Source organism: Paraburkholderia terrae (assembly GCF_002902925.1).
In the GTDB taxonomy this organism is placed as follows: domain Bacteria; phylum Pseudomonadota; class Gammaproteobacteria; order Burkholderiales; family Burkholderiaceae; genus Paraburkholderia; species Paraburkholderia terrae.
This window is the reverse complement of record NZ_CP026113.1, coordinates 2,309,651-2,330,842: the sequence shown is the minus strand read 5'-3', so window position 1 is coordinate 2,330,842 and position 21,192 is coordinate 2,309,651. Positions and strand designations below refer to the sequence as shown.

Annotated in this window: 17 protein-coding genes and 1 pseudogene; 5 read left to right on the top strand and 13 right to left on the bottom strand. The window is 61.2% G+C overall.

The window, feature by feature from the left end; genetic code table 11:
• Positions 1–16 precede the first annotated feature (16 nt).
• Positions 17–850: an oxidoreductase gene (locus tag C2L65_RS40180; RefSeq protein ID WP_042305378.1), complete on the bottom strand. Its 834-nt coding sequence runs from the start codon at positions 848–850 to the stop codon at positions 17–19.
• A 138-nt stretch (positions 851–988) separates the two neighbouring features.
• Here C2L65_RS40180 and C2L65_RS40175 point away from each other — a divergent pair, with 138 nt between their 5' ends.
• Positions 989–1,900, top strand: coding sequence for an AraC family transcriptional regulator (locus C2L65_RS40175; RefSeq protein WP_042305377.1), 912 nt, complete (start codon positions 989–991; stop codon positions 1,898–1,900).
• Between the two features lie 34 nt (positions 1,901–1,934).
• On the opposite strand, the gene C2L65_RS40170 is transcribed toward C2L65_RS40175, so the two are convergent.
• The 10 genes from C2L65_RS40170 to C2L65_RS40125 form a co-directional block, all read right to left on the bottom strand.
• The gene (locus C2L65_RS40170; protein WP_042305343.1) at positions 1,935–2,396 is read right to left on the bottom strand and encodes an ester cyclase; all 462 of its coding nucleotides are present in this window, start codon (positions 2,394–2,396) and stop codon (positions 1,935–1,937) included.
• A gap of 69 nt (positions 2,397–2,465) precedes the next feature.
• The gene (locus tag C2L65_RS40165) at positions 2,466–4,511 is read right to left on the bottom strand and encodes an FUSC family protein (RefSeq protein ID WP_042305342.1); all 2,046 of its coding nucleotides are present in this window, start codon (positions 4,509–4,511) and stop codon (positions 2,466–2,468) included.
• 94 nt (positions 4,512–4,605) lie between these two features.
• Positions 4,606–6,084, bottom strand: coding sequence for an aldehyde dehydrogenase (locus C2L65_RS40160; RefSeq protein ID WP_042305341.1), 1,479 nt, complete (start codon positions 6,082–6,084; stop codon positions 4,606–4,608).
• Between the two features lie 81 nt (positions 6,085–6,165).
• Positions 6,166–6,489, bottom strand: coding sequence for a DUF4148 domain-containing protein (locus C2L65_RS40155; RefSeq protein ID WP_042305340.1), 324 nt, complete (start codon positions 6,487–6,489; stop codon positions 6,166–6,168).
• Positions 6,490–6,673: 184 nt separating this feature from the next.
• On the bottom strand, positions 6,674–7,528 hold the full coding sequence (locus C2L65_RS40150; RefSeq protein ID WP_042305339.1) for a LysR family transcriptional regulator: 855 nt from the start codon (positions 7,526–7,528) through the stop codon (positions 6,674–6,676).
• 233 nt (positions 7,529–7,761) lie between these two features.
• Positions 7,762–8,760 (bottom strand): transketolase family protein, encoded by a 999-nt coding sequence (locus C2L65_RS40145; protein ID WP_042305338.1) that lies wholly within the window; start codon positions 8,758–8,760, stop codon positions 7,762–7,764.
• Positions 8,757–9,602 (bottom strand): transketolase, encoded by an 846-nt coding sequence (locus tag C2L65_RS40140; RefSeq protein WP_042305337.1) that lies wholly within the window; start codon positions 9,600–9,602, stop codon positions 8,757–8,759. Before C2L65_RS40140 ends, C2L65_RS40145 begins: the two co-directional genes overlap by 4 nt.
• A 40-nt stretch (positions 9,603–9,642) precedes the next feature.
• Entirely contained in the window at positions 9,643–10,971 is a 1,329-nt protein-coding gene (locus C2L65_RS40135) for an MFS transporter (protein WP_042305336.1), read from the bottom strand.
• 77 nt (positions 10,972–11,048) lie between these two features.
• Entirely contained in the window at positions 11,049–11,798 is a 750-nt protein-coding gene (locus tag C2L65_RS40130; RefSeq protein ID WP_042305335.1) for an SDR family NAD(P)-dependent oxidoreductase, read from the bottom strand.
• Between the two features lie 173 nt (positions 11,799–11,971).
• Positions 11,972–12,871 carry a LysR substrate-binding domain-containing protein gene (locus C2L65_RS40125; protein ID WP_042305334.1) on the bottom strand — a complete coding sequence of 300 codons (900 nt, stop codon included), beginning with the start codon at positions 12,869–12,871 and terminating at the stop codon, positions 11,972–11,974.
• A 234-nt stretch (positions 12,872–13,105) separates the two neighbouring features.
• Here C2L65_RS40125 and C2L65_RS40120 point away from each other — a divergent pair, with 234 nt between their 5' ends.
• The 4 genes and pseudogenes from C2L65_RS40120 (at position 13,106) to C2L65_RS40100 (ending at position 19,188) form a co-directional block, all read left to right on the top strand.
• Positions 13,106–14,941 carry an ABC transporter ATP-binding protein gene (locus tag C2L65_RS40120; RefSeq protein ID WP_081920778.1) on the top strand — a complete coding sequence of 612 codons (1,836 nt, stop codon included), beginning with the start codon at positions 13,106–13,108 and terminating at the stop codon, positions 14,939–14,941.
• A 179-nt stretch (positions 14,942–15,120) separates the two neighbouring features.
• Positions 15,121–15,645: a VOC family protein gene (locus C2L65_RS40115; RefSeq protein WP_042305375.1), complete on the top strand. Its 525-nt coding sequence runs from the start codon at positions 15,121–15,123 to the stop codon at positions 15,643–15,645.
• A 53-nt stretch (positions 15,646–15,698) separates the two neighbouring features.
• Positions 15,699–15,926 (top strand): annotated as a pseudogene (locus C2L65_RS40110) (enoyl-CoA hydratase/isomerase family protein); the annotation flags it as partial.
• Between the two features lie 970 nt (positions 15,927–16,896).
• Positions 16,897–19,188: a glycoside hydrolase family protein gene (locus C2L65_RS40100; RefSeq protein WP_042305332.1), complete on the top strand. Its 2,292-nt coding sequence runs from the start codon at positions 16,897–16,899 to the stop codon at positions 19,186–19,188.
• 56 nt (positions 19,189–19,244) lie between these two features.
• Here the strand turns inward: C2L65_RS40100 and C2L65_RS40095 are convergent, their stop codons facing one another.
• Both C2L65_RS40095 and C2L65_RS40090 read right to left on the bottom strand, forming a co-directional pair.
• Positions 19,245–20,117 carry an ATP-binding cassette domain-containing protein gene (locus C2L65_RS40095; RefSeq protein WP_042305331.1) on the bottom strand — a complete coding sequence of 291 codons (873 nt, stop codon included), beginning with the start codon at positions 20,115–20,117 and terminating at the stop codon, positions 19,245–19,247.
• An 11-nt stretch (positions 20,118–20,128) separates the two neighbouring features.
• Positions 20,129–21,187: a FecCD family ABC transporter permease gene (locus C2L65_RS40090; protein ID WP_042305330.1), complete on the bottom strand. Its 1,059-nt coding sequence runs from the start codon at positions 21,185–21,187 to the stop codon at positions 20,129–20,131.
• Between the last annotated feature and the right edge of the window lie 5 nt (positions 21,188–21,192).

Below are 21,192 nucleotides of genomic sequence, written 5' to 3'. Positions count from 1 at the left end.
GGCACGACGACACACGCTAGCCATCCGTCGATCGGCTGACAGCCTCCCACGCGTCGATTTCCCCGCCGATGGCCGAGAGTTTCTCGCGCACGAGGCCAAGCGCATCACTGCCCAGCAGCAGATGCGCCGGCGGATTGTCGCTATCAATCACCGATAGCATCGCGCGCGCCGCCTTCGCAGGATCGCCCAACTGCTTGCCGCTTTTTTCTTCGCGCGCTTTTCTGATTGGATCGAAGAGCGGGTCATAGTCCGGGATCGAACGCGGCGTCCGGACCATCGACCGGCCAGCCCAATCAGTCCGGAACGATCCCGGCGCGACGGCGGTGACGAAGATGCCCAAGGCCCGGACTTCCTTGCCGAGCGCCTCGGAGATGCCTTCCAGCGCAAACTTGCTGCCGCAGTAGTAGGTAATGCCGGGCATCGTGATGTGGCCGCCCATCGACGTGATGTTGAGAATATGGCCGCGCCTCCGTTTGCGCATACCCGGGATCACGGCCTTCATCATCGCGACCGCCCCAAACACATTGACGTCGAACTGCCGTCGCATCTCGTCCAGCGGCGATTCCTCCATCACGCCCTCGTGACCGTACCCGGCGTTGTTGACGAGTACGTCGATCGGCCCGACCGTTGCCTCGATTTCGGCGACGACGCCGTCGATAGCTTCAAAGTCGGTCACATCGAGCACACGACCCACGGATTGGCCTGGCGCCAGTGCTTCGAACGTATTCCTTGCCTGTTCGCTTCGGACCGTACCGATCACGCGGTGCCCTGCGGCGAGCGCTTCTTCAGCCAGCGCGCGTCCGAAGCCGCTGCTGACACCGGTAATGAGGAGAGTTTTGACGGATGACATGCGCACCTCGAAAGAGAAGAGAGACGACTGCATAATATTCTTTCGCACTTGTACGATTCAGGTCTTATAGTCTCGACTTATTGCCTATTCCTATGACAACGGTGAAGCGTGGTGAGAAAGATCGACGGGCAGCAAACGATGATTGCGTTGTTGAAAGCGCTCGCGCCCAATGAGGGATACAACCTCACGGCGTTGCCGGATGTGCGCATTCTGCGGTCGGATCGCGCGTTGTCCCGCACGCCCGTTCTCTATGATCCCGGCATCGTGATTGTTTGCCAGGGAACCAAGCGAGGCTATTTCGGCGATCAGGTCTACGTGTACGACGAGCAGCAGTATCTCGCCGTCGCCATGCCGGTGCCGTTCACGATGGAAACCGACGCTACGCCGCAACGCCCGCTGCTGGCTATTTACCTGCATCTGGATTTTGCGGTGGCGGCCGAACTGATGCTGGAGATCGACCGTCATCATGCTCCCGTTCACGAGTACACGCCGCAAAGCATGATGTCCAGTCCGATGGATCCCGCACTTCGGATGTCCGTGTTGCGGTTTCTGGAAGCGATGAGCCGGCCGCTCGACGCATCCATCCTCGGGCCGGCGTTGAAGCGCGAACTGTACTTCCGCGTACTGACGGGTGCGCAAGGCAACGCAATGCGCGCGGCTTTGGCGATGCAAGGGCAGTTCGGCAAGATCGGCAAGGCGTTGCGCCGCATCCACGCGACCTATGCGCAGCCGCTCGACGTCTCGCAGCTTGCGAGCGACGCGGGTATGAGCGTGCCGACATTTCACAGCCACTTCAAGGCGATCACGCAAACATCGCCTATGCAATATGTGAAATCGGCGCGCCTGCACCAGGCTCGATTGTTGATGCTGCGTCAAGGCATCACTGCCGAAGCCGCGTGTCACGCTGTGGGCTACACAAGCGCGTCGCAGTTCAATCGCGAGTTCAAGCGTCTATTTGGCGCGACGCCCGCAGCGGAGACGAAGCGCATGCGCGAGACGTTTTCGATGCCGCCGGCGTTTGCTGATTCCGATTACGTGTCTTCGCACTGACATGTTGGAATGACTTTCGACAGTGCGCAAACGCCTATCGGCCTGACTCGCTTGATGTCGGCTCCGCCTGCACAGCGATGCCATTTCGCGTAGCCACACTGCGTAGAACTTCCAGCGCACTACGTTCTACCCAGTTGTGCCGCAGCAGTCCGTCCTCGCCAACGTGCAGGACCGCCGTTCCCGTCATGTCGATCGGTAAGCCCGATGGTTCTGAACCCATGAAGCCGTTGTTCTTTCCCGTAACCCGCCATCGACTGACCACCCGGTCGCCTGTTTCGTTCTGAAACGTCTCGATCACATCGAACTTGAACTCAGCGATGCTGGCGAGGAATGCAGCAACCCACTTCTTGAACGTTTCGCGCGACTTGATCTCGACTCCGCCCGAGGTGACCGTGAAGTCGTCAGAGACCAGATGGTCTGCCGCGTGCGGATTGCGCAATTGCCACACTTCACGCCAAAACTTCTCGGCGAGCTGGACTGAATTCTGCCTTGCCATTTCAAATCTCCTGTTCATCTACAACAAAAAAATTCCAAGTGCTTGACCCTGTTCTGGCTTCGGGACGTTTCATTGCGCCGGTGCAATTCCCGCTGCAGCTACGTGTTTCAGCAACGAGACGATTTCAGCAATCCTCGCGCGCATTGCGAGTACTGTTTGATCTGTGTGCTGCGTGTGATGAAGTTCAGCATCGGCAGCGATGAGCCGCGCGTGCCACGCATGAGGCTCGATATCTCTGAGATCCGCGAGCAATTGGCCCAGTGTCTTTCGCGCGTCTGATGAAAGCGGTCCGGCATCGGTGTGCGAAGCATTGTGTAGTTCGAGCAGTTCCGCTCCTATCTCGATCCACGACATGCATTCATCCACTTCCTGCGCGGATGCTGCGGGCAAAGCGATCCGCACGAGCGCGTCGATGCTTCGGCTTTGCCACGCGTGATGCGTCACGGCCGTTCGCCGCCCGACGGGCGAAGCAATCAAGGTCCGAATTGTGTCAGCGATCCGTTTCAGACAGCGTTTGCGCCACCGGCTCTCGCGTCCACGTGATGGAACGAGATGGAATGCGAACGCGGCGAGCGCGGAGCCCGCGATCACACCTGTCGCATTGCCGCTCAGCGCGCTCGCCGTCGTATGAGCAATGGCCGCTGGATCGGACACGACAAGGAACACTAGACAGAAACCCGACGCCCAGAAACTATTCGAAAGCTGAGACGACAGCACAATGGCCAGAAAAACGACGCAGCCTTCCGCGAGCGCAAAGCCCGCAGGATGCGCAATGTGCGGCGCAACCGTTACGCAGAACAACAGCGCAGCGCCCGCGCCCACTGCGCCCGAAGCCAGAAAGTGAACTGCCGTATGTCGCGGGTTGGGCCGGATCGCGAAGAGGGCTATCGCGATAGCCGTGAATGCGACGAACAGCGGCCCGCCTTGCCAGCCGGTGTTCATCCAGACCGCTCCAGCGAGCAGCAATGCAATCGCAGCGCGTAACGCAGCGACTACCGCGTAAGTACGGTCGCGTGTATAGACGGGCGCGGGATAGCTTTCGGTGTCGTCATTTCGACTTTCATCGGCCCCTGTCAAACGGGCTGACACTCGCAGCGCCCCTTCCGTCGCACCGAGGAGCGCAGAGACGAGATCGATGCGTCGGCGTTCGACGACAGTTTTTGCCTGAATTGATGCAAGCGTGACGCGCAGTGCGTGCAACTGCGAGCAAAAGACGGACGTGTTTCCGGGTTCGGTTGCGCAATCGCCACGCAGTTCGCGAGCGATCGACATAAGCAACCGCGATGCTTCGACAACGACCGCCCCGATCTCGTCGCTGATTGCATTCCCTTTGGACGTCGCTTCTTCCAGGTTCCGTTCGATGCCTCGCGACACCACAAGCAAACTGAGCAGCGCCGACACGACGCCGCGCAGACGGCCGGCACGGATCCACAGCGCCGGCGATTCAGCAGCCGCGCTCAGCACCGCGCCGTCAAGCGCGAGGATATCGCTCAATTGCGGGCGCAGCCGTTGCGGACCCGTGCCATCGATGGCCCGTGGGCGCGGCAAACCTGCAAGCCGGTCTGCAGTCCACGCGCATGCTGCGCCTATCGCATGCCGGATGCGCCGGGTTGCATGTCCGCTGTGCATAGCGTCGCGCGAAAAAACGATGACGAGCAACGCGCATGCAATACCGATGAGCACCCCGAAGCAGCGGTCCTTGCCGACCTCGAACAACTGTGCGGATTCGCCCGGCAACGACATCGCGATGATGACCGCGCTATAACCCGCCAGCACGGCACCATACGCGCGGTAATTGCGCAGTGAGACGCCCGCATAGACACACGCTGCGAGCCATGCCGCCAGCAAGCCGACCAGCAACGGCTCGCTGCCGTGTGCAGCCAGTACCAGCAGCACGCCGACGGGCGCACCGACAGCCGTGCCGAGCGCGCGATCGAGCGATTTCAACAGACTGTCTCCGCGTGCCGGAATCGCCAGCGAGACGACTGTCCACGCCGCCCAATGCGGCTCATGAAGGCCAGCCAGGCTGGAGCAGAGCAGGCCGAGCGCAGCCGACAGCGCGGTGCGGCCAGCGAACATCACAAGGCCGCGAGAGGGTATCCACGTCGAACGCATAGTCTTGACTCGCCTGCTTGCTCACGAAGGTTAAGCGGTGACCGATCGCCGACGCGCCATCACGCCGACGATCGTCATCACCAGTCGCTTCTGCCTAGCCCAGCACGAACGGGTTGTCGACACCCGGCGTCGGATTGATGAACACGCTCTTTGCCTCGAGGTATTCATAAACCGCGCGAATCCCGTTTTCGCGGCCGATTCCCGAGGCCTTCACGCCGCCGAACGGTGCGAGATAGCTGACGAGGCGATAGGCATTGACCCACACGCTGCCCGCTTCCAGCCGCTTCGGCACCGTCATCGCGCGGCGAAGGTCGCGCGTCCAGACGCCGGCGGCGAGACCATAGTTGCTGTCGTTGGCAATGGCGATCGCTTCCTCTTCCGTGTCGAACTTGATGACGGCCACGACCGGTCCGAACACTTCTTCCTGGGCGATGCGCATGTCGTTGCGCACGTCGACGAAAATGGTCGGCTCGACAAAGAGGCCATTCTCCGTGCCGGGTCGTGTCGAACGATGACCGCCCAACACGAGACGTGCGCCTTCCTGTTTCGCCACATCAATGTAGTACAGCGTCTTTTCGAGTTGCGGCTGGGTCGATACGGGTCCCATGTTCGTATCCGGCGACATCGGATCGCCAAGCCGTACGTCCTTCATGAAATTCACCAGCCGTTCGACGAACTCGTCATGGATGCTCGAATGCACGAGCAGGCGCGATCCCGCCATGCAGCTTTGGCCGGTTGCCGAAAAAATGGCGGTGACGGCGCCTTTCACGGCATCGTCGAGGTTGGCATCCTCGAAGACGATGTTGGCCGACTTGCCGCCCAGTTCGAGCGAAACACGCTTGAACGAACGCGCCGCATTCTCGTAGACATGGCGGCCGCCGCCTTCGCTGCCGGTGAAAGCGACGCGCGCGACGAGCGGATGTCCGACCAGCGGTTCGCCGACTTCCTTGCCGAAGCCGGTCACGATATTGACGACGCCGTCCGGCACGCCCGCCTCTTCGCAGAGCTTTGCAAACAGGATGGAAGATGCCGACGAGAATTCGGATGGCTTGATGACGACCGTATTGCCGGCCGCGAGCGCCGGCGCGATTTTCCACACTGCGAGCAGCAGCGGAGAATTCCATGGTGCGATCGTCGCGACTACACCGAGCGGTTCGAACGTGCTGTAGTGAAAAATTCCGGCTTTATCGAACGGCGTGACATCGCCCTGGATCTTGTCGGCGAGACCGCCGTAGTAGTAGAACCATTGCGGCAGATATTGCATCTGCTTCAGCATTTCGGCTTTCAGCTTGCCGTTGTCCTTGACTTCCAGATCGGCGAGTTCCTCTGCATGCGCGGCGATCGCATCGCCGATCTTGTGAAGCGCCATGCCACGCTGGCTCGCGGTCATCGTGGCCCACGGGCCGCTCCTGAATGCAGCATGAGCCGCGCGCACGGCCGTATCGACATCGTCGGCCGTGCCGCGCGGCACCTCCGCCCAGACTTCGCCGTTGTAGGGGTTGATACTTTCGAAGGTCCGGCCATCGCTCGCACCGCGCCACTCGCTGCCGATGCGCATCTTGAACTGTTCCATCACGGTACTCCTTGACTGTCTAACGTGTGCCGGCGGCGGCCTGGCTCTGCGGCGGCTGCCGGCGTAGTTTTGGATCGACGGTCATTGACCGAAATAGATGCTGTCCCGTGCTTCCGGCGCGGTCACGGTGCGGCGCCCGCTTTCCGAGCGGCCCGTCACGGCGCCGCCCACGGAAGAGGTGCCCGCGTTCCCGGCGTTCGTGTTGGCGTTCTGCAGCGCGGCGGCTGCGCGCAGTTGAGCGGTGGGGTAGGTGGCATCGGGCGCGTCGAACGCGCCTGCTTCGCGGGCCTGAACGAGTTCGGCCCGAACTTCTTCGCGGGTCTTACCGTGCGTGGCCGGTTCGGCGAACACAGACGACGATACGATTGCGCCGGCAATCATGGCTGGGATCAGAAAGCGTTTCATTTCGTGCTCCTTGGCGGATAGTTGAGAAGCTGTTCGACGATCAAGCGGCTAGTCTGCGATCTGCCGTTTGCCTGTTCGTCGATCGGTGAATGCATTATTGCCACCGGCCTTCTATCCGCCAATTCCCGAAATGTGCGTACCGTCCAGGAGAAAATGCACAAGCTGTTGCGGCGCGCTGTCTGCGTTATCCGTTGCCAGGAAAGCAGCTTGCAATGAACTGCATGACACTGCGGATCGCCGGAGCGTGCCGCAGATCGTTGTGAATGGAGAGCCATATCTCGCGCTGCAATGGCTGGCCCGGCCCTTCGACGATGCTCAGACTCTCGTCCCAATCCCCGAGGAAGTAGGGCAAGATGGCCACCCCGACACCCGCCCGCGCGGCGGCTGCCTGCACGTCGAGACTATTGCTGCGCAGAACGACGGGACGTGACTTCGCCTGCGTGTCCAGCCAGATCTGTTGAGCGGAGCCGTCGAGACTATCGTCATATCCGATGAATTCGTAGTCTTCGGGCGCATGAGACGCCAGATAGTCCGGTGACGCGTAAAACGCGAACGGAACCACGCCGATCTTGCGCGCGACGAGATCGGCCTCGGTTGGCCGGCTCAGGCGAACGGCAATATCCGCTTCCCTTCGTATCAACGACACATTGCGTGTGTCGGCGATCAGGCGGACGCGCAGCGCTGGATGCTGCACGCGCAGCTTGCCTAAGTGAGGTGCAATGACACTGCTCGACATCGACGGGGGCGCGCTGATCACCACCTCGCCGCTCACGACTTCCTGTCCGCCGACCGACATCCGCTCCACGGCAAACGACTCTTCCTGCATGCGCCGGCCACGTTCGGCGATACGTTCGCCGTCCGTCGTCAGCACATAGGCGCGTGGGCGGCGATCAACCAGCTTCAGTTCGAGGGACTGTTCGAGCGACGCGATTCTGCGCGCGACGGTCGCATGATCGACCTTCAGATGCCGTGCGGCTTTCGCGAGCGATTGTTCCTGACTGAACGCAACGAAGTGGCGTAAATCCTCCCAGTCGAACATGAGCTCTCTCCTTGTCGCTTTGGTCGTTGCAAATCCCGGGGTGGGACAACTGGACAAGGATATTAGAAGCGAACACGACAAACCTCACGGAAATTGCGTTGTGAAGGTTATGTGCATTGGTGCATATGGGCTCTGCATCTTTGCGGAATCGAATGACCGCATCCTCCAGGTTTGCGGTCATTCCGGGCAATAACGGTCGCCGTGCGGTTACGGGTCGATTGGAATTCGATCCGTTACCCGAGCCACGTCTTGATACTGGCGGCCATGGTGTCGGTCGAGATGCCATAACGGTCGTGCAGCGTCGGCAGGGCGCCGGCGGCGAGGAACTCGTCGGGCAGTGCAATCTGGCGGAACGGCGGCGTCACGCCCGCGCCCAGCAGCGTGCGCGCCACCGCTTCGCCAAGACCACCAATCACCGTATGGTTCTCCGCGACGATCACCATCCGTCCCGAGCGCTTTGCTTCGCGCAGGATCGTCGCCGTATCGAGCGGCTTGATGGTCGGCACGTGCAGCACGCCGACGCCGATGTTGTCCGCCTCCAGCGCCTTGGCCACTTCCAGAGAACGCATCGTCATGATCCCCGACGAGATCAGCAGCACGTCGTTGCCGTCGCGCAGCAGCTTCGCCTTGCCGAGTTCGAACTTGTAGTCGTATTCATCGAGCACGGCGGGCACGTTGCCACGCAACAGGCGTGCGTAGACGGGGCCTTTGTGAGCGGCGATCGCGGGCACCATCTGCTCGATATCGAGCGCATCGCACGGATCGATCACCGTCATGTTCGGCATCGCGCGCATCAGCGCGAGGTCTTCGGCGGCCTGGTGGCTCGGGCCGTAGCCTGTCGTGAGACCGGGCAGTGCGGCGACGATCTTCACGTCGAGGTTGTCTTCGGCGATCGCCTGATGGATGAAGTCGTAGGCGCGACGCGTGGCGAACACCGCGTAGGTCGTGACAAAGGGCTGTGCGCCTTCATGCGCGAAACCTGCCGCTGCGCCCATTAGCAACTGTTCGGCCATGCCCATCTGGTAGTACCGATCGGGAAACTCTTTACCGAAGATGTGCAGGTCGGTGTACTTGCCGAGATCGGCCGTCATACCGATCACGTTGCTCTTCGAGCGTGCAAGTTCAACAAGTGCGTGGCCGAACGGCGCGGAACGGGTTACCTGACCTTCACCCGCGATCGACGCGATCATCGCGGACGTTTTCAGCTTGGGCTTTTTAGCGACGGTGCTCATGCTTGTCTCCCTGCTTTGAGTGCTTCGAGCGCGAGTTGCCACTCGTGCGCATCGACGCGGATGAAATGGTTTTTCTCGCGTTCTTCGAGGAATGGCACGCCGCAGCCCATCTTCGTATCGCAGACGATGATGCGCGGCTGCGGCTTGTCGTGAGTGCGGGCATTGTCGAACGCCTGCTTGACGGCATCGATGTCGTTGCCGTTCACGCGTTGCGTGTACCAGCCGAATGCTTCGAGCTTTTCGACGAGCGGCTCGAAGGCCATGATCTGCGTCGATGGGCCATCGGCCTGCTGGTTGTTCACGTCGACGATGGCGATCAGGTTGTCGAGCTTCCAGTGCGCGGCGGACATAAGGCCTTCCCAGATCGAGCCTTCGTCGAGTTCGCCATCGGAGAAGAGCGTATAGACGAAGGCCTCCGAGTTCTTGCGCTTCAGTCCCAGGCAACGGCCGACGGCAATCGTCAGACCGTGGCCGAGCGAGCCGCCCGACATCTCCATGCCGGGTGTGTAGCTCGCCATGCCGGACATGGGCAGACGGCTTTCATCGCTGCCATAGGTTTCGAGTTCATCGGCGGGCAGGATGCCGGCTTCGAAGAGCGCGGCGTACAGCGCAATCGCGTAGTGACCGTTCGACAGCAGGAAGCGGTCGCGGCCTTCCCATTCGGGGTCTTCGGGGCGGTAGCGCATGGCGCCGAAGTAGGCGACGGCGAGTGCGTCGGCAATGTCGAGCGCCTGGCCGATATAGCCCTGGCCTTGTACTTCGCCCATCAGCAGCGCGTTGCGGCGGATACGGTAGGCGCGCTCGGCGAGCGTGACCGTACCGTTGACGGTATCAGTGTCCATCGATAGCTCCAGTGTTCAAACGAAAAGGTTGCGAAGCGAATTAGCGGTTGACGGATCGGGCAGGCACCAGAAAAACGAGCGCTGCGCCAAGCGTGACCGCGACAGAGATGAAGATCAGCCCGGCCGTAGACTTGCCCGTCAGATCGTTCAGCCAGCCGACGATCGCCGGGGAGAAGAAGCCCGCCAGGTTGGCGAAGCAGTTCACGGCGGCGATGCCCGCTGCCGCCGACATGCCGCCCAGCAAGGCTGTCGGCAGCGACCAGAACTGCGACGACGACGCGAGAATGCCCGCAGCCGCAATGCTCAGACAGACGATCGACGCCCCCACGCTGCCGAGCATCGGCAAGGTCGCAAAGCCTGCAGCGGCGACCAGCATCGGAATGGCGAGGTGAAAGCGGCGCTCGCGTCGACGGTCCGCGCTCATGCCGACCAGCGGCAACGCGATGATTGCGCACAGATACGGAATGGCCGTGAACGCGCCCACCCACAGCGGATCGGCGACACCTGCCTTGCGGATGATGGTAGGCAGCCAGAAGGTCAGGCCGTATTGCCCCAGCACGACGCAGAAGTAGATGGAGGCCATCAGCCACAAGCGGCGGTCGCCGATGAACGCGCGGATCGAGACGTGCGCCGTTTTATGTTCGGCATCGGCGGCGACGTTGCGTGCGAGCAGCGCTTTTTCGGAATCATTCAGCCACTTCGCCTGCTTGATACCATCGTCGAGATACAGCAGGATCGCGAAGCCGAGTACGAGCGACGGCAAGGCTTCGAGCAGGAACAGCCACTTCCAGCCGGACATCGACATCGCGCCTTGCAGCGAGTGCATGATCCAGCCCGACAGCGGGCCGCCGATCATGCCTGCAAGCGGTATCGCCATGAAGAACAGCGACAGTGCCTTCGCGCGGCGCTCGGACGGAAACCAGTACGTGAGATAGAGAATCACGCCGGGCGCAAAGCCCGCTTCCGCGACGCCGAGTAAAAACCGCAGCGCGTAGAAGGCCGTCGGTGACTTGACGAACACGAAGCTCGCCGAGATGACGGCCCACGTCAGCATGATGCGCGCAAGCCATCGGCGCGCGCCGACGCGGTGCAGGATCACATTGCTCGGCACTTCGAACAGGAAGTAGCCAAGAAAGAAAATGCCCGCACCCATGCCATAGACGGTTTCGCTGAAACGCAGATCACTGAGCATCTGCAGCTTCGCAAAGCCCACGTTGACCCGGTCCAGATAGGCGCCGAGATAGCACAGCATCAGAAAGGGGATCAGCCGGCGGCCGACCTTTGCGTACGTCTTCGCTTCAAAAGTCTGCGAATCGTTGCGCGGCAGTACATCACCCGTAACCGGGGACGTGGTGTACTTCGCTTTCATGGAATGTCTCCTGCCATGTTCGCCCCGGGTTTTCCCGGGTGCGTCGATTGTGCCGCCTGCTAGCGGCGGCGCGGTTCTCAGTGGATCAGCATCCCGCCATTGACGTCGAGCGTGATGCCCGTCAGGTAGGTCGACAGATCGCTCAAGAGGAACAGGCACGCGTTGGCGACATCGGCGGCATCGCCTAGCCGGCCGAGCGGAATGCCCTTGATGATGTCTTCACGCATCGTGGGCGTCAGCTTGTCGCCCGTGATGTCGGTCTGGATCAGGCCCGGCGTGATCGAATTGATGCGGATGCGGTTCGGGCCGAATTCGCGCGCCATCGCTTTCGCGAGGCCCAGCACGCCCGCTTTCGCCGCGCTATAGTGCGGACCGCCGAAGATTCCGCCGCCGCGTTGCGCGGACACTGACGACATGCAGACGATGCTGCCGCCGTTCTGTTCCTGCATCGCCGGAATCACCGCTTGCGACATGTACAGCGTGCCGCGCAGATTCACGTCGACGATCGCGTCGAAGTCCTTGCCTGTGATGTCCATCGTGCGAACCGGCTGCGTGATGCCAGCGTTGTTCACGAGTCCGTCGATGCGGCCATAGCGTTCGAGCGTGATGCGCGCGGCGGCGACGCAGGCGTCTTTGTCAGTGACGTTGCAGGCAAGGCCGAGGTGCCCGGCGCCGAGGTCGGCGGCGGCGGCTTCCGCATCTTCCTTGCGCAGATCGAGGATCACGACGCGCGCGCCCTGCGCAACGAGTGCGTTGGCCGTCGCCCTGCCGATGCCTCGCGGCGAGGCCGCGCCCGTTACGATGACGATCCTGTTCTCGAGCAGCATGAGTTTGTCTCCTGTGTGTTGATGTGTGCCCAGAGTGTCGGCCGACGGGGCTCGCGCATCAACGCGGAAACGCTCAACAATGGCTGAGAAAAATTCAGATGAAGTTCGCGGGCGGCATGGCTGCGATTCGCTGCAGCGCAATAAAACGCTGCCGATGCGCTGCCTCGCCGCGACTACGACTGGCGCGGATGCTCCGTAGCGGCCTCGCGCTCGATCCACGCGAGAAAGCGCGCCACGCGTGGCAGCTCGGCGTTTTGCGCCGGATAGACGAGGTGATGCGCGCCGACTTCGACGGCATAGCTGTCATCGAAAACGGGCACCAGCAAGCCTTGGCGAATCTTCACCGACGCCAGCATCACGCTTTCGAGCGCGATGCCCAGGCCGAGCGCCGCCGTTTCTAGCGACATGTACGAGCGGTCGAACGAGAAATCGAAGGTTTTGTGCGCTGCGGATACGCCTGTTCTGCCGAACCATTGTTTCCATTGCACGAGCGGCGACTCCGAATAGATCAGCCGGTGCGCCAACAAATCCTCAGGCTTGTTCACGGGATGACGCGCAAGGTACGCGGGAGAAGCGAGCGGTGCAATGAACTCGCCGCGCACGGTCTTCACTTCGACGTTGCTCCAGTTGCCGTAGCCGTGGCGCACGTCGATATCGTAGAAGCCATTCGAGAACGAGACATTCTCGTACGAACACGCGAGGTTCAACTGGATGTCGTCGTTCGCTTCCTGAAACGACGATAGCCTCGGCATCAGCCACATGAGGCCGAAGCTCGGGCTCGAATGCACGCGCAGGATGTCGACCTCGGTGCGGCTGGACGCGCGCTCGGTGGCGCGGCTCAGATCCGCGAGCGAACCCGTTACGTCGGACAGATAGCGCTCGCCCGTCGGCGTCAGCACGAGACCGCGACCCGAGCGCTGGAAGAGCGGCTGCCCGATGATCGACTCGAGGTTGCTCAACTGATGGCTGACGGCGGATGCCGTCAAACCCAGCTCATCAGCCGCGCGATTCACGCTCCGGGTTCGGGCGACACTTTCGAACGCGATGATCGCCTTGAGCGGTGGAATACGCATAGTGAGTTTGTTTTCAGGTGTAGTTGAACGAAACCGCCTTGTTTATGGATTATCCGTTTTTCCCGCGCACCAAGACCATGCCTTGCTGCAAATCCCATTGTTTCGCCGCTCGTGCCAAGGCGCGGGAACAGCGTATGCTTGATCGATTCGTCGCCTGGTCGGCAAACGAGTCGTTTGACTAGTATTGCGTTCGACGATTCGTTTCATCGGGGCGAAACACCGGAGCGGTCACCAATGGGTATGCCGAGTTCAAAGGCTGCGGACGCCGCGCCAGCCGGGCGCACGCGCGGGCGGCGCGCACAGGAACTTGCGGGTTACGCGTCCAGTCCCGTGAGCCTGTTGTTCCGCTATGTTCGCCTGCATCCGGCACAACACGCGGTGATTCTCTTCGGCATCGTTGCCGCTGTCGGGTGCTCGCTAGGGTCTCAGTTCGCGATCAGGAACCTGGTCGACGCGCTGCCCACCGGCCGCGCGCATCCCGCGAACGTCGTCCACGCGTTTCTTGTCATCATTGCGCTGCTGTTCGCCGACAATCTGTTCTGGCGCATCGCGGGCTGGGTAAGCGTGCGGACCTTCGTCGAGGTCACGGGCGACGTGCGGCGCGAACTGTTCGGGTATCTGGTCGGTCATTCGACGGACTATTTCTCGAACGTGCAGCCCGGCACGCTCGCAAGCCGTATCTCCGCGACGGCCAATGCCGTATTCACGATCGAGAATCTGACAGCGTGGAATGCGCTGCCGCCGCTGCTTTCGGTCATCGGGTCCGTTGTGCTGATTGGCTGGATCAGCGTGTGGATGGCGCTTGCGCTTGTCGTCATTTCCGTCTGCATGACTGCCTTCCTGTTCTGGCTCGCGAAGCGCGGCGGCGAGCGTCATGTGAACTTTGCGTCGCGCGCCGCGTCTGTCGACGGCGAGATGGTGGACGTGATCGGCAATATGTCGACTGTGCGGACCTTTGTGGCGACGGCGCGCGAGTGTCTGCGTATCAGCAGTTTCCTCGAGCAGGAAATGGCGTCCCGCGAAGCGAGTCTGCGGCACCTCGAAAAGCTCAGACTGGTACACGCGGTCATTACGGTAGTGCTGTCATGCTGCCTGCTCGGCTGGGTGTTGTGGCTCTGGTCGCAGGAGCGTGCGACGACGGGTGACGTGGTGCTGGTCAGCTCGCTCGGCTTCGCGATTCTGCATGGCACGCGTGATCTTGCCGTGGCGCTTGTTGGCATGATCCAGCATCTGGCGCGGCTGGCCGAGGCAGCGCAATCGCTGCTCGTGCCGCGCGAGATGGAAGAGGCGGTCGGTGTCCCGAGCTTGCAGATCCGCGACGCGAATATCGACTTCGAGAACGTGACGTTCTCGTACCCCGGGCGCCGCCGCGTGCTGGATCATTTCAGTCTTCACGTCGACGCGGGCCAGCGTGTCGGTCTGGTCGGACCATCGGGTGCGGGCAAGACCACTATCCTGGCGTTACTGCAACGCTCATTCGATCCGCCGCCTGGCCTGGGAGCCGTGTGCATTTCGGGCCAGCGTCTTAGCGATATCAGTCTGGGCAGTCTGCACGATGCGGTCGGCGTCGTGCCGCAGGACATCTCACTGTTCAATCGTTCGTTGCTCGACAACCTGCGTTACGGCCGTCCCAACGCGACGGAAGACGAAGTGCTGCAAGCCTGTGAAAACGCGAATAGCCTCGACCTGATCCGATCGTTGCCGGACGGCTTGCAAACTAATGTTGGCGAGCGCGGGATGCGGCTATCAGGCGGGCAGCGGCAGCGCATCGCGATTGCGCGCGCGTTCCTGAAAAACGCGCCCATTCTGCTGCTCGACGAGGCGACGTCGGCGCTCGACAGCGAATCGGAAGCGAAGATTCAGGACGCGTTGGACCGGCTGATGAAGGGGCGCACCGTGGTGGCGATCGCGCATCGCTTGTCGACGTTGCAGAATTTCGATCGCATCGTGGTCATTCAGCACGGACGGCTGGTCGATGATGGCGCGCCCCAGGAGCTTGCATGCCGGCCTGGCATTTACCGCGATGTACTGCTGCGTCAGGAGCGTCGCACGGTGGGTGTGCATGCGTGATCGTGCCTACGCCCCCGAATCGCGCACGCCTGTCTCTTTCGATTCATTCCCCGCGAACAGTTCCGCCCGCCGCTAATACCATGGTATTAGCGACAAGCCGGTGCTTTGGCGACTACATTGCATTTCGATAGATCGCGCAATTCACGCCAACCGGTTTCAACATGTTCACGGAGCAAGCCATGAGCATCAGTTTCGACATGAAGATCGAAATCGTCGTCCTTCCCGTCTCGGATGTCGATCGCGCAAAGCGCTTCTATGGCGAGCTGGGCTGGCGGCTCGATCTCGACTTCACATCCAGCGAGGGTGACTATCGCGTGATCCAGTTCACGCCGCCCGGCTCCGGATGTTCGATCATGTTCGGCAAGAACATGACGGCGGCAACACCTGGCTCGGTACAAGGGATTCATCTCGTCGTGTCGGACATCGTGGCTGCGCGGAGCGAACTGATGGGTCGTGGCATCGAGGTCAGCCAGCCGTTTCATGACGTAGGCGGCGTGTTCCATCATGCCGACGGAAAATGCCAGGAGGCTGGGCTGAATCCAGACCGGAAGAGCTACGCATCGTACGCGTCGTTTAGCGATCCCGACGGCAACGGCTGGCTGCTGCAGGAAGTGACCGCGCGATTGTCGGCAGACCTCGAGTTGAACGACCCGAGATTCACCCGCGAGGTGCTCGCCGCCATTCATGGCGGAACGACGGCTTGAAGCGGATGGTCGTTGCGAGCGCAACGTCAAATTGCTGACCGATATGTCCGAGCGAAATCGGCGCGGGCTTCGTGCCGGGCGGCGGACCGATGGCGCGTCTTCCGCGTCTGATGGGGCGTGGCCGTGCGCTGGAAATACTGTTGAGCGGCAACGATATCAATGGCGATCTCGCGGAGCGAAATGGCTATGTGAATCGCTCGCTGCCGGATGCGCAACTCGGGCCGTTCGTCGATACGTTGGCGCGGCGTATCGCATCGTTCGACAAGCAGTCGCTTGCAGCGTGTGCAGGAACCAGTGACGTCGCCTTTCGAACTTGCGCAAGCTCGGTATGGAAGAAAAGGAAACGATGAACGCCTGCGTAGATCAGGCGCGCAATAATCAATGAGCCGGATGCGCCCCATTTAATCAGGGTGGTGCATTTTCATATAATCGGCCGATATTTCGATAATCGGGATCGATCATTTTCCCCATTATCGTGCGCACTGAAAATTAAAACGCATAAATGGCGCATTTGTATTACGAAAAAGCTAAAAAAATATCCATATCGATCATGAATTTACTTTTTCCGGGCGTTCGCGGGTGAATCTTCCCTGATCAATCATGCTTCACGAAAGCATATCTCAAAATTTCTCCAAAATTACCGGCGACATTACCTTTTGGCTTTTTTTCGGGCGACGTTACACGAATGAAACGTTTATAATTCGTCTGCCTTGAAATGTTCTGTAATTAATACTTGGTAGGGATCGAGTAGAAGTAATTACTACCTAAGGCGCTTGCGCATAGAGGTGCTGTTTCGTCTCGTTCAGGCGCGTGCTCGCAGGTTACGCGTAGATATCTACCGCGGAAATGTGACGTTCGTTCGTGCCTGTATCACGTAGATGTACATCGATTTCGTCGAACCGAAAGGGTTCGCGACGGCATGCTGCTGTCAAAACGCGCAAGACGACTCAGCCGTAGTTAAGGATTCCTGATCGCAGGGATCGGCTCAACTCGTCTATCAATTCATCTGATCTGACATCAGATGCGTATTGGGAACTCTATCCGCGCTAGCGCGGGGTCTCTGCACGTTCCCGGTCATCGAAAGCGAGATTGCATGAATGCGTGTCCTGCTCATGCCCGGACACTATAGTAAGTAATCCGTAATAAATATCCGATGCCGGTTTCTTTATTCGAAAACGCCACAGCAAGACGATCTGTCAACGATCTTGCTGGACTTTCGGGGAAAACTGATTTCAGCGGGATCAACGAACAATGATGAGTTATTGGAAACTATTGGGAGTTGCCTCGGCAACCGTGCTGGCTTCGTTTGGTGCAGACCAGGCGTACGCCCAGGCATCGACGATTACCGTCGCAGGACAGTCGTACACGCTGTGCGGCAAAGAGAATGGCAACTGCTCGTTCCTCGGAACGGGCTCTGTCGTGTTCGGCGCTGTGCCGCCTAACGCGCCGTCGGTGATGCTGACGGCGCCGCGTACGTTTACGAATGGCGTTGGCTGCTATGTCGGCGCGGTTTCGAATACGGACCCTGCGTACGGCTACGGAAAAGCATGCTGGGTGCGTGCAGTCGCGGCCGGTGCGCCGACGCCGACACCGACTCCCACGCCGACGCCCACTCCTACACCGACGCCGACTCCCACGCCGACGCCGACGCCGACTCCCACACCTACGCCGACTCCCACACCGACGCCGACGCCGACGCCGACGCCCACACCGACACCGACGCCGACCCCCACACCGACGCCCGCACCCGCACCGTCACCTTCGTCCAGCGCAGCGCTCTCATGCGGAACGCCGGTGCAAAAAGCTGGCGGCACGGCAAACGGTCTGATTACGGCCGACACGCCGACCACCGACGGCCTGCGCGTGTTCCAGAACAACGCACCGTTCAACCTCACGGTCACGACGAACGCGCCGAACGCGGATACCGTGATCTGGTCGATCGCCGATTCGAATGGCGCGATCAAGACGCAAGGCAGTTTCCCGGTCAGTGCTGGCGTGCAGACCAACACGATCTCGTGCAAGTCGACATGGTCGGGCTATGGCGCGATCACGGCCACGCTGCGCGCGAATGGCGGCACGCTGCCCCATAGCGGCACGCGCCCGACGGGTATCGCGACGTTCGGCGTGCTGCCGAATCTCACGTCGGCACTCGGCACGGTCACGTATGCGCACCAGGACCAGCACCGCTTCGGCATGCAAGGTTTCAACGGCAACATCGCGGCACTGCGCGCGCTGGGCATCACGTGGACGATCGACAATCGTCAGCAGTCGCAGATGGAGCCGAACGGTCCGAACACTTACACGCCCAACGTGAACGATCTCGATCCGTTCTATAAGGCCAATCCTGATCAGATGCGTATCGTGCGGCTCGACGGCATTCCTGCGTGGAATTCGAAGACGGGCCAGTTCACCGACAGCTATTACGCACCGAAGGATCTGACCGAGTACCAGAACTTCATGGCGAAGGTCGGTACGGACACGAGCCTGATCCGTGCGGCGAACTACCCGAACCAGCAGAAAAACTACTATCAGGTGACGTGGGAGCCGAGTCTCGGCTGGGCCGATAGCGACGCGAACTTCGTCGCGATGTACAAGGCTGCCTATGAAGGCATCCACTCGACCGATCCGAACGCGGTCGTGATGGGCACGGGCAATCCGTTCGCAGCGAACTGCACGACCTGCACGACGGGTTATCTGCAGAAGTTCGGCGCGCTCGGCCTGTGGAATTACATCGATGCCGTCTCGACTCACGGTTACTGGAATGCGGGTACGTACCCGGCGCATCCGCCGGAGCAATACGATTCGGACCCGAGTCCCGCGAATCAGGCCAATGCGCTCGACAATCAGATGACGCTGTTGCGTCAGGTGATGCAGAACGGCAAGCCGAACATGAAACTGTTCTTCACGGAAGCGGGCACGAGCTACGATCCGGGTCTGGCGTATGGTCCCACCGTGCCGTCGCAAAACCAGCTGTTTGCGCATGCGGCCGTTGGGGTGCGCTCGCACATCATCGTGCTGGGCGGCGGCGCGCAACTCACGACGCTGTTCTACGGTGCCGACTATCCGGGTGAAGTGGGCTACGGTTCGTTCTTCGACCTGAACAATGCGCAGGGCGCGTTCGGTGCATCGAACCTTTCGCCGAAGCCGGAAGCGATGGCGTTTGCCACGATGACGCGTGTGCTCGACGGCACCAATACGCTGGGCCGCGTGAAGAACACGCCCTCGGGCACCTTCGTGTACGACTTCCAGCAGTTGAACAACGGCAAGGTCGTGACGGCCGCGTGGACGCACAACAACAGCCAGTGGCCCGCCAATGGCGTGTATAGCACGACCTATTCGACGAGCTATTCGCTGCAGGTCGATAACGCGGGTACGTCGGGCAACGTGACGAAGATCGACGGTTACGGCAACGTCACGACGCTTCCGTATTCGAACGGCCAGGTGTCGCTGACGCTGACGGAAGTACCGCAGTACATCGTGTCGAACAACGCGACGGTCGCGAAGAATAATTCGACCGTGCCGGTTGGATACACGGGACAGTAAGCGTCGAAGCTAGCTGTCTGCAAAGGACCCAGGAGGGCAACTTCCTGGGTCTTTTTTTATGTCGGGAAAGACGTCGAATTCACAGCGGCCGTGGACTGTTCGCTCGGCACGACCAGAACACCACCGCGATTGGGATCGTGCAAGATATCGACCTTCACGCCATAGCACTGTTCCAGAAGATCGGAGCGTATGACTTCGTCCGCCGTGCCTGCCGCAACGATTTTGCCATCTGCCAGTAGCACGAGCCGGTCGGCGTAACGAGCCGCGAGCGTGCAGTCGTGTGAAATCGCGAGTGCGCCGAGGTGCCATTCGCGTGTGAGTCGCGCGACAGTCGAAAAGAGACTGTGCTGATGCACGAGATCCAGTGCTGCCGTCGGCTCGTCGAGCAGCAGATAGCGAGGCGCGGCGCGTTGCGGTGAATGTCCGCTCGCTGACGGCCAGATCTGCGCGAGTGCGCGAGCGAACTGCACGCGCGCATACTCGCCACCGGATAACGTCGTGACGTCGCGTTCTGCCAGACGAGCGGCGCCCGCCAGCGTGAGCGCGTGGCTCACTACGTCTTCCACGAATTGCGGACACTCCGGTGCTCCCGCGTCAACGTGCGGATAGCGCCCGAGCCTGACGAGCTGCGCAGCATGAAGCGGATAGTTGTTGGCGGTGCTTTGCGAGTAGACCGCGCGCAGACGTGCGAGCCGCTTCGAATCCATTCCGCCGACACATTCGCCATTGATTGACAGATCTGCGCGATATGCCGCACCCGTCTTGCCGCGCAACGCGAAGTCGCCCGCTAGCGCCTTGAGCAGCGTGCTTTTTCCCGCTCCGTTGCGACCAAGCACGACGACGAATTCGCCCGGTCGAATCGATAAGGACACGTCTTGAAGGATCGCGTTGTCGCGCCACGCGACCTGCAGGTTTTTTATCGACAGCATGTTGTTTTTGGTCAGTCGCCGAGCAGACGTCGTTGACGCACGATCAGCAGCAGGAAGAACGGCGCGCCGATCATCGCGGTCAGAATGCCGAGCGGCAACTCCGCGGGCGCCGCGATGGTGCGCGCAGCGAGATCGGCGAGTACTGTGAGAATGGCGCCCAGCAAGGCCGAGGCGGGCAGCACGCGTCGCTGGTCGGGACCGCATGCGAGCCGCACGCAGTGTGGCGCAACGAGACCAATGAAGCCGATTTGCCCGGTACATGAAACAAGCGCGCCGACGACCAGCGCAGCCGCGAGCAACGTGATCCGCTTCACGCGACGCACGCGGACGCCGAGATAATGCGCTTCGCTTTCCCCAAGCTGCATCAGGTTGAGCGTCTGCGCGTTCATCGCGATCAACGCGATTCCGGCCGCCACGAACGGCGCGATTGCGCCGAGCGTTTGCCACTGGGCCGAGCCGAGGCTGCCGAGGCTCCAGAACGTGAGCGAGCGAAGCTGCGCATCGGAGGCAACGTAGCTCAACATGCCGATGATCGCGCCAGCCAGCGCGTTGGCCGCAATGCCCGAAAGCAGCAACACGGACAACTGCACGCGTCCTTGCGATGAGCCAAGCCGATATACGAGCACCGTGACGGTCATTGCGCCGAGGAACGCCGCACACGCGATGGCCTCGTCGGCGCGCGCGCCGAAGCGCGCAAACAGCGTCGATCCCGAGACGATCATCAGCGATGCACCGAGCGCCGCGCCGCTCGAAACGCCGATCAATCCCGGGTCGGCGAGCGGGTTTCGAAACAGCGCCTGCAGCGCGCTGCCGACTGCGCCGAAGCCCGCACCGACCATCACGGCGAGCGCGACGCGCGGCGCGCGCAATTGCACGAGCACCGCGACGGCGCGGTCCGTTGAGGAAGACGCCGACAGGCTGTCCCACAGTGTCGCGGGCGAGATCGGATAGGCGCCGAAGCAGAGCGCCGCGAGCATGGCAACAGCGAGCACGAGCAACAGCGCGGCCATGCCTGCATACGTGATGACGTGTGGCCTCGCGCGTCTGAACGTGGCGAACGCGCGGCGCATTCGAT